General features: G+C 70.5%; 14 protein-coding genes. 8 read left to right on the top strand and 6 right to left on the bottom strand.

Features of this window, described 5'->3' with window-relative positions:
- Positions 1-72: 72 nt before the first annotated feature.
- On the bottom strand, positions 73-702 hold the full coding sequence (locus KAH28_RS09595; RefSeq protein WP_290576042.1) for a hypothetical protein: 630 nt from the start codon (positions 700-702) through the stop codon (positions 73-75).
- Between the two features lie 187 nt (positions 703-889).
- Between KAH28_RS09595 and KAH28_RS09590 the strand changes: the two genes are divergently transcribed.
- The 7 genes from KAH28_RS09590 (at position 890) to KAH28_RS09560 (ending at position 8809) form a co-directional block, all read left to right on the top strand.
- On the top strand, positions 890-1546 hold the full coding sequence (locus tag KAH28_RS09590; protein WP_290576040.1) for an alpha/beta fold hydrolase: 657 nt from the start codon (positions 890-892) through the stop codon (positions 1544-1546).
- A gap of 68 nt (positions 1547-1614) precedes the next feature.
- Positions 1615-2343 carry a DUF6588 family protein gene (locus tag KAH28_RS09585; RefSeq protein ID WP_290576039.1) on the top strand — a complete coding sequence of 243 codons (729 nt, stop codon included), beginning with the start codon at positions 1615-1617 and terminating at the stop codon, positions 2341-2343.
- Positions 2340-2816: a TerB family tellurite resistance protein gene (locus KAH28_RS09580; RefSeq protein WP_290576038.1), complete on the top strand. Its 477-nt coding sequence runs from the start codon at positions 2340-2342 to the stop codon at positions 2814-2816. The genes KAH28_RS09585 and KAH28_RS09580 overlap by 4 nt, the downstream gene beginning before the upstream one ends.
- 59 nt (positions 2817-2875) lie before the next feature.
- Positions 2876-6373, top strand: a complete 3498-nt coding sequence (locus tag KAH28_RS09575; RefSeq protein ID WP_290576037.1) for a response regulator — start codon at positions 2876-2878, stop codon at positions 6371-6373.
- The gene (locus tag KAH28_RS09570; RefSeq protein WP_290576036.1) at positions 6366-7211 is read left to right on the top strand and encodes a CheR family methyltransferase; all 846 of its coding nucleotides are present in this window, start codon (positions 6366-6368) and stop codon (positions 7209-7211) included. The genes KAH28_RS09575 and KAH28_RS09570 overlap by 8 nt, the downstream gene beginning before the upstream one ends.
- A 6-nt stretch (positions 7212-7217) precedes the next feature.
- Positions 7218-7790, top strand: a complete 573-nt coding sequence (locus KAH28_RS09565; protein WP_290576035.1) for a chemotaxis protein CheB — start codon at positions 7218-7220, stop codon at positions 7788-7790.
- Positions 7787-8809: a diguanylate cyclase gene (locus KAH28_RS09560; protein ID WP_290576033.1), complete on the top strand. Its 1023-nt coding sequence runs from the start codon at positions 7787-7789 to the stop codon at positions 8807-8809. Before KAH28_RS09565 ends, KAH28_RS09560 begins: the two co-directional genes overlap by 4 nt.
- Here the strand turns inward: KAH28_RS09560 and KAH28_RS09555 are convergent.
- From KAH28_RS09555 to proC, 5 genes are read right to left on the bottom strand one after another with little or no spacing between them, the layout of a single operon-like run.
- Entirely contained in the window at positions 8806-9249 is a 444-nt protein-coding gene (locus KAH28_RS09555; protein WP_290576031.1) for a DUF4426 domain-containing protein, read from the bottom strand. The two genes, KAH28_RS09560 and KAH28_RS09555, sit on opposite strands and share 4 nt — an antisense overlap.
- On the bottom strand, positions 9246-9881 hold the full coding sequence (gene metW, locus KAH28_RS09550) for a methionine biosynthesis protein MetW (RefSeq protein WP_290576029.1): 636 nt from the start codon (positions 9879-9881) through the stop codon (positions 9246-9248). Before metW ends, KAH28_RS09555 begins: the two co-directional genes overlap by 4 nt.
- Positions 9875-11026 carry a homoserine O-acetyltransferase gene (locus KAH28_RS09545; RefSeq protein ID WP_290576027.1) on the bottom strand — a complete coding sequence of 384 codons (1152 nt, stop codon included), beginning with the start codon at positions 11024-11026 and terminating at the stop codon, positions 9875-9877. The genes metW and KAH28_RS09545 overlap by 7 nt, the downstream gene beginning before the upstream one ends.
- A 2-nt stretch (positions 11027-11028) precedes the next feature.
- Positions 11029-11586: a YggT family protein gene (locus KAH28_RS09540; RefSeq protein ID WP_290576025.1), complete on the bottom strand. Its 558-nt coding sequence runs from the start codon at positions 11584-11586 to the stop codon at positions 11029-11031.
- Entirely contained in the window at positions 11583-12413 is an 831-nt protein-coding gene (gene proC, locus KAH28_RS09535; protein ID WP_290576023.1) for a pyrroline-5-carboxylate reductase, read from the bottom strand. The genes KAH28_RS09540 and proC overlap by 4 nt, the downstream gene beginning before the upstream one ends.
- 86 nt (positions 12414-12499) lie before the next feature.
- Between proC and ilvA the strand changes: the two genes are divergently transcribed.
- Positions 12500-14059, top strand: a complete 1560-nt coding sequence (ilvA, locus tag KAH28_RS09530; protein WP_290576021.1) for a threonine ammonia-lyase, biosynthetic — start codon at positions 12500-12502, stop codon at positions 14057-14059.
- The last annotated feature ends 619 nt before the right edge of the window (positions 14060-14678 follow it).

Raw genomic sequence — 14678 nt, 5'->3', positions numbered from 1 at the left:
CGCGACGGGGAGCCCAGGGCTCCCCGTCGTGCAACCGGCGTCGCGAGGCGTGCCGCCACGCCCCCGGTCGCGCTAGTCGAGATCACCCATTTGTCCGGTGCCACCGTCCATCCAGGCACGGTATTCGGCATCGCTGAGCGAGCCGGTGGGGTCGGCCTGGAAGCCGCCGCCCAGCAGGCCACCGAGCAGCCCGCCCAGCAGACCGCCGCCGCCGCCACCGCCGTCGCCGTCATCACCGTCGTCACCGTTGCCGCCGTCCACCGGCTGCGGATCGGGGTCGTCCTCGCTGTCCGCGACTTCGTAGATGAGATAGCCGATGCCGCCGAGGCCGAGCGCGAACAGCCCCCAGTCGGTCCAGTTGTAGACGATGTCGCCGTCCTGCTGGTAGACCACTGGATCGCGGGAGACCAGCGGCATGCCGTTGAGCGTGGCTTCGGTGAGGCCGGCCGAGTCGAAGTCGACGCGGGCCAGTGCCGGCACGCGCGTCCAGTCGCTGCGCGCATCGCGATCCACGCGAAGGCCGACGCTCACCGGTGCGTCGACGGCATCGGCGGAGGCACCGAAGCCGAGGCTGAGATAGGCGCGGGCAGCGGGGTCGCTCCATAGCATCCGGTCGTGAAGCACTTCGGCACTGGTGGTGGCCGAGACAGTGCTGCCGATTGCCGCGACAAGGCCGACGGCAGCGGTCTTCCAAGCTTTCATGTCCTCTCCCCGATGTTGTCGGCGGCACTGCCGGAGCGCGCCACCTGTGTGTCCGGACTATAGGATGGCACAGGAAGGCCCGCAAGCGATGGCGGGTGTGCCGGCCGCAGGCGCCGCGCGGTGTCGCTACACTCGGCGCGATGATCCGCGACACTTCCGAGTTCGTCCCGCCGCACGCGGGTGCGCCGTGAACGGCCTGCCGGACCCCGGTGAACGACGCCGACTGACCATCGACGGCGAGGCGGGCGATATCGAATGCGCGCTGTCGGCCCCTCGCGGCCGCGAGCCGGTCGGCGCGCTGCTCGTCTGTCATCCTCACCCGCTGTACGGCGGCACCATGGACAACAAGGTCGTCACCACGCTGGCGGCCGCCGCGCACGACGCCGGCATGGCCGCCATGCGCTTCAACTTCCGTGGCGTCGGCGGCAGCGGCGGCGCGCACGACGAGGGGCGCGGCGAGGCCCGCGACTGCGTGCTGCTGGCGCAGTGGCTGCGCGAGCAGCTCGGTGACCGCCCGCTGGCGCTGGCCGGGTTCTCCTTCGGGGGCTTCGTCGCGCTCGCCGCGCAGGCCGTGATCGCGCCGGCCGCACTGATCACGGTGGCGCCGGCAGTGGCGTATTTCGGCGAACAGGGCGTACCGGCTTGGCCGCGCATGCCGTGGCTGTGCATCCACGCACGCGACGACGACGTCGTGTCGCTGGAGGAGAACCGCGCGCGACTGGCATCGGCGGATTCGGCTCCGCGGTGGGAGATCCCGGAACAGGCCGGGCACTTCTTCCATGGGCGGCTGGAGCTCGTCCGGGATCCGGCACGCGCCCTGCTGGAGACGCTTTCCGCTGCCTGACCGCGTGCGGTCCGCCGGCGCGGGCCGGTGCTATTCTCGCGGCACGAAAGCGAAGCGAGGAGCGAGTCATGGTTCCGGTAGGCACGCGCGCGCTGCGCCGCTGCGCGCTGGTGGTCGCGCTGATCGGCACCGGACCGGTGGCGGCCGAGGATCTTCAGCTGCAGCCGGGAGCGGCTGCCGGCGATATCGCGGCCATGGCCAAGGACCTGTCCGCGGCCTACGCCTACAAGGCGGTGGGGCCGGCCGAGGCCTTCGGTACGGTCGGCTTCGGCATCGGGACCTTTGCCACCCGGGTCGGCGTCGACGATGAAGGCGCGTGGCAGCGCGCCGGCGGCACCGACACCGATACGCTCTACGCCTACGGTCTGCGAGCGCGCAAGGGGTTGCCGCTTGGCATCGACGTCTCCGCGTTCTACGCGGACGTGCCGAGCAGCGATGCCCGCGTGATCGGCGGAGCCCTGCAGTACGCCCTGCTGGAGGGCAGCGCCGTCACGCCCGGCGTGGCGGTGCGCGCCGGGTACAGTCGCCTGGACGGCATCAACGACTTCGATTTCGATGCGCTCAGTCTCGATGCCATCGTCTCCAAGGGCTTCGCCATCCTCACGCCCTACGCCGGCGTCGGCTACGTGCGCGGCGAGATCGACCCGAAGGTCGGCACGCTGGATCGCGAAAGCGTCGATCGTGCACGCGTGTTCGGCGGCATGCGGGTGTCGCTCGGTCTGCTGGACATCACGCCCGAGATCGAGCAGAGCGGTGGATCGACGGTTGCCAATCTGCGCCTCGGTGTGACGCTGTGACGTTGTGGGACAAGCTCAAGTCCGCCATTGGCGGCGATGCCGCCGGCGGCGGCGATACACCGGATACCGATATCGCCACGGCCGTGCTGCTCTACGAGATCGCCTGTGCCGACATGGAAGTGGCCGATGCCGAGAACCATACCCTGCGCAATCTGCTGGCAGGGTTGCCCGGCGTCGACGCCGACAGCATCGAGACACTGATCGCGCGCGCCGCCGCGATCAAGGACGAGAACGTCTCGCTGCACGAATACGTCGGGGCGCTCAATGAGGTCTGCAGCTTCGACGACAAGCGCCGGCTCGTGCGCATGATCTGGGAAGTGGCCTACGCCGATGGCGTGCTCGACGCGCACGAGGAGCACATGGTCCGCCGCCTGAGCGATCTGTTGTTCGTGCCGCACAGCGTCTTCATCCAGCAGAAGCTCGCGGTGCAGGAAGCGCGCGGCGTCAGCGACGGCGGGGAGGCCTCCGGATAGCGGTGGACCGTTCGACGGGTGGCGAACCGGGTGGATCGGGTCGGCGGATGCGGCTGCAGATGCGCTTTTCGGTCGCGTTCGGCGCCATCCTGGCGCTCTTCGTCGGGCTCACGACCCTGTTCGGGGTCGCCGTCGTCGAGCTCAACGCCGCCCGGGAGCTTGGCCGGCGCACCTCCGAGCGCCTCGCGCTCGTGGAGCGTCTGCTGGCAACCATCCACGAGCAGGAGAGCAGCCTGCGCGGCTATCTGCTCAGCGATCGCCGCCCGTTCCTCGACGACTACGAGTCGGCACCGCAGCGTCTGAGCGAACAGGCGGCGGCACTGGAGGCCGTCGGCGACGGCCACCGGTCGACGATCAACCAGATCGTCGCACTGGCACAGCGCTGGCGAACCGAGTTCGCGGAGCCGGTCCTGGCGCTGTACCGCGACGGCGACGTGAAGGCGCTGCGCGACCGCATCGAGGCCGGCCGCGGGCGCGACATGGTCACGCGCATCGAAACGCTCACCGACGGGCTCATCGCCGAGGATCGCGAGGCCCTTGCCGCGCGCGAGGCGCAGCTGGCCCGGCGGCTGGACATGATGACGATTGCGGTGGCTGTGGCCCTGGCGGTCGCGATGCTCGTGCTGCTCGGCGTGGTCCGGACGCTGCGCGTCCGCGTGGCCGACCCCATGACGGCGCTGGCCGCGAGCACCCGGCGCCTGGCGGCCGGCGAGGCCGCGCAGATCGACCATCTCGACGCGCGCGACGAGATCGGCGACATCGCGCGCGCGCTCGATGAGTTCGGCCGCGCCAACCGCCGGACACGGCAGAACGTCTGGATCAAGACCAGCGTCACCGATCTCACCGAGCGACTCGGCCGTGCCGACGACTGGCCCGCCTTCGCCTCGGCGGCGCTCGGCACCCTGTGCCCGCAGCTGGGTGCAGTGAGCGGGGCGCTGTACCGGGTCGAGGACGACGGTGCCCGCGCGCGCTGCTTCGGGCAGTGGGCGCGCGGTGCCGCGGGCGGCGAGGCGGACATCGTGTTCGCGGCCGGCGAGGGATTGGTCGGCGAAGCGCTGCGTTCGCATGCACCGGTCCGCGTCACCGATCTCCCGCCGGACTATCCGCTGGTACGCGGTGGCCTGGGCGAGAGCCGACCGGCCTACGCGATGGCGGAGCCGCTGACCGTCGGCAGCGAGGTGATCGGCGTGCTCGAGATCAGCGGGTTCCGTTCGCCCGGCGAGGCCGAGCGGGCCCTGCTCGACGAGGCGCGCAGCGTGCTCGCCCTGGCGCTGGACAGTCTCGACGGCGATCTGCGGACGCGCCAGCTGCTGGACGAGACCCGTCAGCAGGCGCAGGCGCTGCGCGAGAGCGAGGAGGAGCTGCGCGCCCAGCAGGAGGAGCTTCGTGCGAGCAATGACACGCTCAGTGCGCAGACCGCCGAGCTCGAGGAGCAGGGTGAGCGCCTGCGCGCTTCCGAGGAGGAGCTGCGTGTCCAGGCGCAGGAACTGCGCGAGGCCAACGGCGAGCTGCAGGAGCGCAGCATGGCGCTGGAGCGCGCCTCCGAGGAGATTGCGCGCAAGAGCCGCGAGGTCGAGCAGGCGTCGCGCTACAAGAGCGAGTTCCTCGCCAACATGTCGCACGAGCTGCGCACGCCGCTGAACGCGCTGCTGATCCTGGCGCGCAGTCTGGCGGACAACGAGCAGGGCAATCTCGACGACGACCAGATCGAGTCCGCCCGCATCATCCACGAGAGCGGCCAGAACCTGCTGCGCCTGATCAACGATGTGCTGGATCTCTCCAAGATCGAGGCCGGCCGGCTCGAGGTCGCTGCCGAGCGCATCGCGCCGCGCGCGCTCTTCGAGCGCCTGCGGCGTGAGTTCGAGCCCATGGCACGCAGCAAGGGGCTCGCCTTCCAACTCGACATCGACGAGGCGCTGCCCGCGCACATCCGGCATGACGGTGACAAGCTGCGTCAGATCGTGGTGAACCTGCTGGGCAATGCCATCAAGTTCACGGAACAGGGCGAGGTGGCGCTGTCTGTCGCCGTGGTCGCCGAGGGCGATGCCGCGCAGCTGTCGGTCGCGGTCCGTGACAGCGGCATCGGCATGGATGCCGCGACCGCCGAACGCGTCTTCCGGGCCTTCGAGCAGGCCGACAGCTCGACCTCCCGGCGCTACGGCGGTACCGGTCTGGGGCTGGCCATCTCCCGTCGTCTGGCGGAGCTGCTGGGGGGCTCGCTGTCGGTCGAGAGCGAGCCCGGCGCCGGTGCCTGCTTCCGCCTGCGGGTGCCGCTGACGCTCGCCGGAGACGACCGTGACGATGCGGAACCGGTGCCCGAGGCGGCGCCGACGCCGGTGCCGAGCGCGCCAGAGCCCGAGCTAGAGCGAGCCGGTAGCGGTGCGCGACCGCGTCTGCTGATCATCGAGGACGACGCCGCGTTTGCGCGGGTGGTGGCGAAGACCGCCGAGGGCCGCGGCCTCGAGGTGCAGCACGCGGCCACCGGCGGAGCCGGTCTGGAGCTGGCGCGCACCCATCCGCCTGCGGGCATCGTGCTCGACCTGGGGCTGCCTGACATGGACGGCAGTGCCGTGGTCGAGGCGTTGCGTGCGGACGAGCGCACGCGGGGCGTGCCGGTGCACATCATCAGCGCCGCGGACGACGCCGGAGGCGCCGACGACGCCGCCATCCGCGGGTTCCTGCGCAAGCCGGTCACGCGCGAGGATCTCGACCAGGTGTTCGCGCGGCTGCTGGGTACCGAGCGCGGCCGGCGCGTGCTCATCGTCGACGATGACGCCGCCACCAGACGGGCGCTCGCGAAGCTGCTGCGCGGCTACCCCGAGATTACGGTCGACGAGGCTGCCGACGGCGAGGCCGCGCTCGCCGCGCTGGGCAGCGGTCGGCGCATCGGCTGCATGATCCTCGATCTCAATCTGCCCGATATCGATGGCTTCGAGCTGCTCGACGCCATTGAACGCAACCCGGACCCGCCGCCGGTGGTGGTCTATTCCGCGCGCGAGCTCAGCGAGGCGGAGATGCTGCGCCTGCGCGGGCACACCGACAGTATCGTCATCAAGGGGGCGCAGGCCACGGACCGCCTGCTCGACGAGGTCAAGCTGTTCCTGCACGCCGTGGACCGGCCGCGCGCCACCGGTGCCGCCGCGGCATCGGGGGGCGCTGCCGATCTCGACGGGCGGCGCGTGCTCATCGTCGACGACGACGTGCGCAATGTTTTCGCGCTGTCCAAGGCGCTGCGCGCGCGCGGGCTGGACGTGGTCATGCAGCAGGATGCCGCCCGGGCGCTCGAGCTCCTGGCGACCGAGGACGCCGGCGGCATCGAGCTCGTGCTGATGGACATCATGATGCCGGGCATCGATGGCTACGAAGCCATGCGCCGGATCCGCGCCGACGCCCGGCACAAGCAGCTCCCGATCATCGCGCTCACGGCGAAGGCGATGCGCGGCGATCGGGAGAAGTGTCTGGAGGCCGGTGCCAGCGACTACCTGAGCAAGCCCGTGGACGTCGACAAGCTGGTCTCGATGATGCGGGTCTGGCTCGACGCGACGCCGCATGACTGAGGCGGTCCCCGACGATACCGCGCCGCCCGACGCCGAGGATGTCGAGGTCGAGCTGTTCATCGAGGCGCTCAGGCGCGCCCATGGCTACGACTATTCGGGCTATCTTCGTGCGAGCTTCAAGCGCCGGTTGCAGGCGCTCGCGGCCCGCAAGCAGGCGCCCGACATCAGCAGCCTCATCGGGCGCATGCTGCGCGATCCCGCCATGCTCCCGGAGATCATTTCCGGCCTGTCGGTGCCGCATTCCGGCATGTTCCGCGATCCCGGCGTGTTCGCGCGGCTGCGCGGCGAGGTGCTTCCGGCACTGGCCAGTCACCCGCGCCTTACCGTCTGGCATGCCGGCTGCGCGGGCGGCGAGGAGGCCTATTCGCTGGCCATCGTGCTGCACGAGCTGGGCCTGATGCGGCGCAGCCGGATCTACGCCACCGATATCAGCGACGGCATACTGGCGCTCGCCCGCGAGGGCATCTATCCGCTGCGCGAAGCGCGCCAGTACGCGGAGAACTACCTCGCCGCGGGCGGAACCGCCAGCTTCTCGGACTACATGCACGCCCAGTACGGCGGCATCAAGATGCACGACTGGCTGCGGGCACCGATGACCTTCGCCACCCACAATCTCACTGCGGACGGCGTCTTCGTGGAGGCGCAGCTCGTGCTCTGCCGCAACGTCTTCATCTATTTCGACGCGGCGCTGCGGCGCCGCGCGCTGCAGTTGTTCGCCGACTCGCTGGTGCGCGGCGGCTACCTCCTGCTCGGGCTGCGCGAGGCGGTCGACCGCGAGCTCGTGACGCGGTGGTTCGAGCCTCTCGGCGACGGTCTCTACCGGCGTCTCAGCAGCTAGGCGCGTATGGCCATCGCGGCACGCAATGCGGTCGTCCTGTCCGGATCGAGCGGCGCCATCGCCGCGCTCGGGCGGATCCTGCCGAAACTGCCGGTGCGGGCCGATACCGCGTTCATCGTGCTGATGCATCTGCCGGAACACGACCCCGGCACCTGGCCGGAGGGACTGCGCCGCCGCAGCCCCGCTCCGGTCGTCGAGGCGGCCGACCGCGCGCCGGCTTCCGGCGGCTACCTGCACGCCGCGCCGGCCGGCTATCATCTGCTGGTGGAGGCCGACGGCACCTTTGCGCTGTCGCTCGACGCCCGCGAGTCGTACGTGCGGCCCTCCGCCGATGTGCTCCTGGACAGCGCCGCCGACTGCTGGCGCGAGCGGCTCTGCGCCGTCATCCTCAGCGGAGCCAATGGCGACGGTGCCCGCGCGCTGCCGCGCGTGCACAATCATGGAGGTCACATCATCGTCCAGGAACCGGAAGACGCTGCCTTCCGCGCCATGCCGGAAGCCGCCATCGCCACGGTTGCGGTGGATCGCGTAGTGGCCGCCGACCGGATCGCAGGGGAAGTCATTGCATGGTTGCCGTGAGCGACACAGCCGACACCGACCGGCCGAGCATCCTGGTGGTCGACGACATCCACGCCAATCGCGTGGCCATGCGCCGCCTGCTGGCGCAGGTGGATGCGGACATCGTCGAGGCCGACTCCGGTGCCGCGGCGCTTTCGGCGTGTCTCGAGGAACAGTTCGCGCTCATCCTGCTCGATGTGCAGATGCCCGACATGGACGGCTTCGAGGTCGCCGAGCTGCTGTCCGGGCAGGGGGACCTCTCGGACACACCGGTGATCTTCGTGACCGCGAACAGTACCGACGAGCTCTCGCATCTCGAGGGCTACCGGCTGGGGGCGGTGGACTACCTCACCAAGCCGGTCAACGAGACCATCCTGCTGGCCAAGGTGCGCGCCTTTCTCGAGCTGTACCGCACGCGCGGCCGCATGCAGACGCTGCTGCGGCAGGTCGAGGACTACAACCGCCGCCTGCAGCTCGAGGTCGAGGAGCGCAAGCGTGCCGAGGCGCGGGCGCTGCACCGCGCCTACCACGACCAGCTCACCGATCTGCCCAATCGCGCGCGCTTCTACGAGTGCCTGGAGGCCGCGCTGACCGAGGACCCGGCCAGCGTGGCGCTGATCTTCGTCGATCTCGACGGCTTCAAGCAGGTCAATGACGGCCACGGGCATGCCGCCGGCGACGCCCTGCTGGTGGCGGTCGCAGGGCGGCTGCGTCACGGATTCCGCGCCGAGGATCTGGTCGCGCGGCTGGGTGGCGACGAGTTCGCCGTCCTGCTGCGCGCGCTGCCGGCCGAGGGACGCGCGCTCGCCGAGCGCCTGGCATCCCAGGTGGTCGATATGCTCGGCAGACCGTTCCGTCTCGAGGCCGAAGGGGCGCACCTCAGCGCGCACATCGGCGCCAGCGCCGGCCTCGCCTTCGGCGCCGATCACGGCAGCGGGGTGGACAGTCTGGTGGCGGCCGCGGACGAGGCCATGTACGAGGCCAAGCGCGGCGGCAAGGGGCGCGTGCGGGTGGCGGGAGCGTCCGCCCCGGATCGCTAGCGAGGCGGGTAGAAGGTCTGCTGGAAGCGCACCGGGATCGGTGCGGACGCACCTTCGGGCGTGACCGCGAGGTCGAAGCGCAGCCGCTCACCCCCGGAGACCCGGAAGTCCGCCAGCACGTACCACACGCCGTTGTCCTCGACCACCCGCGGCTCGAACGTCTTCGCCTGCCCGACGATGTTGGTCACGGTGCCTTCCGCAGTGGCGCGCACGCTGGCGGCATCGTCGGCCCGCTGGGCGTTGAGCACCAGCAGCATGCGATTGGCGCTGCGCGTCACCTGCACCGCCCGCGCGGTCTCGGCCGGAATGTCCATGGTCCCGAGCGCGGCATAGTGGATCTCGAAGCCGTCGCGCACCACCGACTGGCCGCCGTTCTCGGCGGCGCAGACTCCGGCGATCGCCAGCAGCAGGGTCATTGCAGTGCAGCGGTAGCGCATCATGCCGCCTCCTTGCGCGATTCGAGCATGTAGACCGCGATCTCGGTGAACAGGTTGGGCGCGAAGCGCTGCAGCCAGCCGTCCTGGTGATCGTGGTTGAGGAGGTTGCGGCGCGTGATGCGCCAGTCGTTCTCCTCGCACAGCACCTCGAAGTCTCGCACTGTGCACAGGTGGATGTTCTCGCTGTCGTACCAGTGTTCCGGCATGGTGCGCGTCAGCGGCATGCGGCCGCGGAGCACGTCGAGGCGGGCCATCCAGTGCCCGAAGTTGGGGAAGGTGACGATGGCGGTGCGCCCGACGCGCAGCATCTCGCCGATCGCGAGGTCGGGGCGCTGCAGGGCCTGCAGGGCCTGCGTCATGACCACGAAATCGAAGCTGCCGGCGGCGTACTGCTGCAGACCGTCGTCGACGTCGCCCTGGATGACGTTGACGCCGCCGCCGATGGCCGCGGCGATCTCGTCCTCGTCGATCTCCAGCCCGTAGCCGGTGACGCCGCGCTCGGCGTTGAGATAGGCCAGCAGGGCGCCCTCGCCGCAGCCCAGGTCGAGGATGTGCGCGTTGGACGGAATCCAGTCGCTGATGAGCGCCAGATCGGGCCGCAGCTTCTCGGGCACGCGCGGTCCCATGGTCAGCATCCGCTTTCCTTGGCGATGCGCGCGAGATAGTCGCCGAGCACGCGGTGGTAGTAGGGGATCGGCATGAGGAAGTCGTCGTGGCCCAGGCTCGACGGCACGCACACGTATGCCACCGGCTTGCGTGCGGCCACCAGCGCCTGGACGATCTCGCGCGAGCGCTCCGGCGAGAAGCGCCAGTCGGCCTCGAAGGCGATCACCAGCGAGCGTGCCTGCACGCGCTCCATGGTCGCGGCCAGGTCGTCGCCGTACTCGCGCGCCGGGTCGAAGTAGTCCAGCGCCTTGGTCATGATCAGGTAGGTGTTGGCGTCGAAGCGCGACACGAACTGCTGACCCTGGTAACGCAGATAGCTCTCCACCTCGAACTCGACGTCGAAGTGGTAGCCGAGGATGTCCGAGCGCCGCATGCGGCCGAATTTCTCGCGCATGGCCTCGTCGGACAGGTAGGTGATGTGCCCGAGCATGCGCGCGAGGCGCAGACCGCGCTCGGGCGTGGTGCCCATCTCCAGATAGCGGCCGGCGTGGAAGTCGGGGTCCGAGAAGATGGCCTGACGGGCGATCTCGTTGAAGGCGATGTTCTGCGCCGACAGCTTGGGCGCGGCGGCGATGATGACGGCATGGCGCACGCGCTCGGGCTTGTCGATGGCCCACTGCATGACCTGCATGCCGCCGAGGCTGCCGCCTACGCAGGCCGCCCAGCTGTCGATGCCGAGCCGGTCGGCGAGCATGGCCTGTGCGCGCACCCAGTCGCGCACGGTGACCATGGGGAAGTCGGCGCCCCAGTGCTTGCCGGTTTCGGGGTCGATGCTGGTCGGTCCGCTGGAGCCCGCGCAGCCGCCCAGATTGTTGAGGCTGACCACGAACAGCCGGTTGGTGTCGATGGGCTTGCCGGGGCCGATGCAGCTGTCCCACCAGCCCGGCTTGCGGTCATCCGGGCTGTGGTAGCCGGCGGCATGGTGATCCCCGGACAGCGCGTGGCAAACCAGCACCGCGTTGCTGCGGTCGGCATTGAGCGTGCCGTAGGTCTCCACCGCGAGATCGAACTGCGGCAGGCTGCGACCGCATTCGAGCTCGATGGCCTCGTCGAAGTGGAGGATCCGTGGTTCGACGATGCCGACCGAGTTGTCGCCTGTGTGCGGACTACCCACCGTCAGCGGAGCACCGGGTGCAGGGGCAGCAGATAGTAGAGCACCTGCAGTACGAGGATGGCGACGAGCGGCGACAGGTCGATGCCGCTGACCGCGGGCACGAAGCGGCGGATGCGTCCCAGAAGCGGCTCGTTGAGGCTCCACAGCACGCTGCCGGCGCGGTTGTTCACGCCCGGGCCGAGCCACGACAGGATCGCCTGCACGAAGATGCTGAAGGTCAGCAGCATCAGGGTCAGCGAGATCACCGATACCAGCCCCAGCCAGAGCGCCTGCACCAGCGCGACGCGGTAGGACAGGATGGCGAATACCGCGTAGATGTAGAGCACGGCCAGTGCGTAGAGCACCAGCAGGCAGGCCAGGTCCCAGCGCTGGTAGCGCGGCACGATCCGCGACGCCGGACCCACCACCGGCTGGGTCAGCCGCCAGACCAGCTGCGACACCGGGTTGAAGAAGTCCGCGCGCACGAGCTGCAGCGCCACGCGCAGGATCAGGACCCACATCGCGAGCTTGAACAGCGTCGAGACGAGGAAGAACAGCGCGTTGTCGACGTTCGAGCTCACCGTGCCGCGTCCTCCGGTGCGGACAGCTCGCGGGCGCGCCGTTCGGCAGCCTGCATCGCGCGCAGCACGAGATCGTCGAGGCCGCCGCCGAGCACGTCCAGCGCCGCGGCGGTGGTGCCGCCCGCCGAGGTCACGCGTGCGCGCAGCTCGCCCGGCGAGGCCCGGTCCTCGGCGAGCAGGCGGCCGGCGCCGATGAGCGTCTGGCGGGCGAGCGACTGCGCGGTGTCGGCGGGCAGGCCCAGCGCGACACCGGCCTCGGCCATGGCTTCGCCGAGCGCGAACACGTAGGCCGGACCGGAGCCCGAGAGCGCGGTGACCGCGTTGATCTGATCCTCGTGTTCCAGCCACGCCACGGTGCCGGCCGCGGCGAGCACGTAGCCGGCGCGTTCGCGCGCGGCATCGTCGACGGTCGCGGGCGCCCAGAGGCCGCTGACACCGGCGCCGAGGCGGGCGGGCGTGTTCGGCATGCAGCGCACCACCGGCGTGCCGGCCGGCAGGCGCGAGCCGAGCCAGTCGCAGGACAGCCCGGCCGCGATCGACACCAGCAGGCTGCCCGGCGGCGGCGGCGTTTCCGCGAGCGCGGCCGCGGCCTGCTGCGGCTTGACCGCGAGCACGACGATTCCGTCGGACGGCAGTGCCGAACCGGGTGCCTGCACGCGGACGCCGTGGCGCGCGCCCAGCGCCGACGCGCGCTCGGCATCGGGCTCGATCACGGTGACGGCGTCGGCGTCGTGACCGGCGGCGACCAGCCCGCCGATGAGGGCGTCGGCCATGTTGCCGCCGCCCAGGAAGGCGATGGGGAGACGCTGCAGGGGGGATTCAGGCACGTGCCGAAGTGGGGCGATCAAAAAATGCATGATAATCGCGCGCCTCATCGGGCTGCAGAGGGCTGCCGGAACCCACAGGAGTCGACGTGTCGCAAGCGGACCCCACCTCCAGGCTCATCGCGCGCTATCGGCAGCGCATCGAGGCCGCCCGCGTCTACGACGTGGCGGTGCGCAGCCCGCTGTCCGACGCGCCCCGCCTGTCCGCGCGCATCGGCAACCAGCTGCTCCTCAAGCGCGAGGATCTGCAGCCGGTGCACTCCTTCAAGCTGCGCGGCGCCTTCAACCGCATCGTGCACATTCCGGAGGCCGAGCGCGCGCGCGGCGTGGTGTGCGCGTCGGCGGGCAACCATGCCCAGGGCGTGGCGCTGGCCGCCCGCACGCTGGGCTGTCCGTCCTGGATCGTCATGCCGCGCACCACGCCGCAGATCAAGATCGATGCCGTGCGCGGATTCGGCGGTCGCGTGGTGCTGCACGGCGATGCCTACGACGACGCCTCGGCCCATGCCGCCAAGATCGTCGAGGAGCGCGGCGCCACCTATATCCCGCCCTACGACGATCCGCTGGTCATCGCCGGTCAGGGCACCATCGCGCGCGAGATCGTCGAGCAGCTCGAGGCCGCGAACGAAGCGCCGCTGGACGCGGTCTTCGTCTGCGTCGGCGGCGGCGGTCTGCTGGCCGGCGTGGCGGCGTACATCAAGGCGGTTTCGCCCGGAACCCGGGTCATCGGCGTGGAACCCGAGGATTCCGATTGCATGGGGCGCGCGCTGGCGGCGGGTCGCCGGGTCAAGCTGCCGCAGGTCGGGCTGTTCGCGGACGGCGTAGCGGTGCGCCAGGCCGGCCGCGAGACCTTCCGCGTGGCGCGCGCCACCGTCGACGCCATGATGACCGTGAGCATCGACGAGATCTGCGCGGCAGTGCGCGACGTTTTCTACGAGAACCGCAGCGTGCCCGAGCCGGCCGGCGCGCTCGCCGTGGCGGGTGCCAAGCGCTGGGCACTCGAGCACGGTGCGCGCGACCAGCGCCTCTGCGCCATCGTGTCCGGTGCCAACGTCAACTTCGACCGCCTGCGGCACATCGCCGAGCGTGCCGAGCTGGGCGATCACACCGAAGCGCTGCTGGCGGTCACCATCCCCGAGCGTCCCGGCGCCTTCCGCGCCTTCTGCCGCGACCTCGGCCGGCACGGCATCACCGAGTTCAACTACCGCTATGCCGACAGCCAGTCCGCGCACATCTTCGTCGGCGTGCGCGTCACCGGCGGGCTAGAGGAAGCCGCCGACCTCGTCGAGCAGCTCCGCGGCAAGGATTACGCCGTCGTCGATCTCTCCGGCGACGAGATGGCCAAGGTGCACATCCGCTACATGGTCGGCGGACGTGCCCCCGGCCTCAGCGACGAGCGCCTGTTCCGGGTCGAGTTCCCCGAGCGCCCCGGCGCGCTGCTGACCTTCCTCAACAAGCTCGGCACCCGGTGGAACGTCTCGCTGTTCCACTACCGCAATCACGGCTCGGCCCACGGCCGCGTGCTGCTCGGCCTGCAGGTGCCGCGCGGGCAGGTGCGCGCGGTTCGGGCACGCCTGGATGCCACCGGGTATCCGTGGTGGGAGGAGAGCGGGAACGCGGCCTACGGGCTGTTCCTGGGGACGGACTGAGGGCGCTGCCGCGTTCCTTGTTGACTCGTGCGTGGTCCCGGGGCCGGTGCCCTCGAAGCTCGGTGCTTGCGTCTTCCTCGTTGACCCGTTCGTGCTCGCAAGTTCGGTAGTTGCCATTCCCGCGTTGATCCGGTGGTGCTCGCGGGTTCCGCGCCACGGAACTTCGGTGCTACCGAGTGATGCCGCTCGACCGGCGCGGGCTACTTTTCTGTTTTGCGACAGAAAAGTTGCCAAAAGAGCGCACCCCGCAGAAGGCGCTCCGGCCCGCCCGCGGGGCGGGACGGAGTCCCGGCGACTGGCGACGCGCTCCGGGGTCGCCGCGGACGGACATCCTGTCCTCCGCGGCTCGGCCGGCCTTCCGTGGCCGGCCGACTCCCTGCGCGCACCACCAGCCGCCGCGCCTCCTGAAGGGGGACATGGTCGGCTCGTTGCTCCGCAACGTCGCCAAAGCCAAGAATCAGCGCCACTCCGTTGCCGCGATGTTGCGAAGCAACCAGCCGTCCAGGGTGCCTTCACGGGTGGCCGGACCGGGAGGCGCGCGCAGTGGGGCTGCGAGACAGGACGTCGAGCAAGGGTGACCAGGACAGGGATGTCCTGTTCACCCGTGCCCCCGAGCACG

The organism is Algiphilus sp., from assembly GCF_023145115.1.
Taxonomy (GTDB): Bacteria; Pseudomonadota; Gammaproteobacteria; order Nevskiales; family Nevskiaceae; genus Algiphilus.
This window is presented reverse-complemented; position numbering and strand designations above follow the sequence as displayed.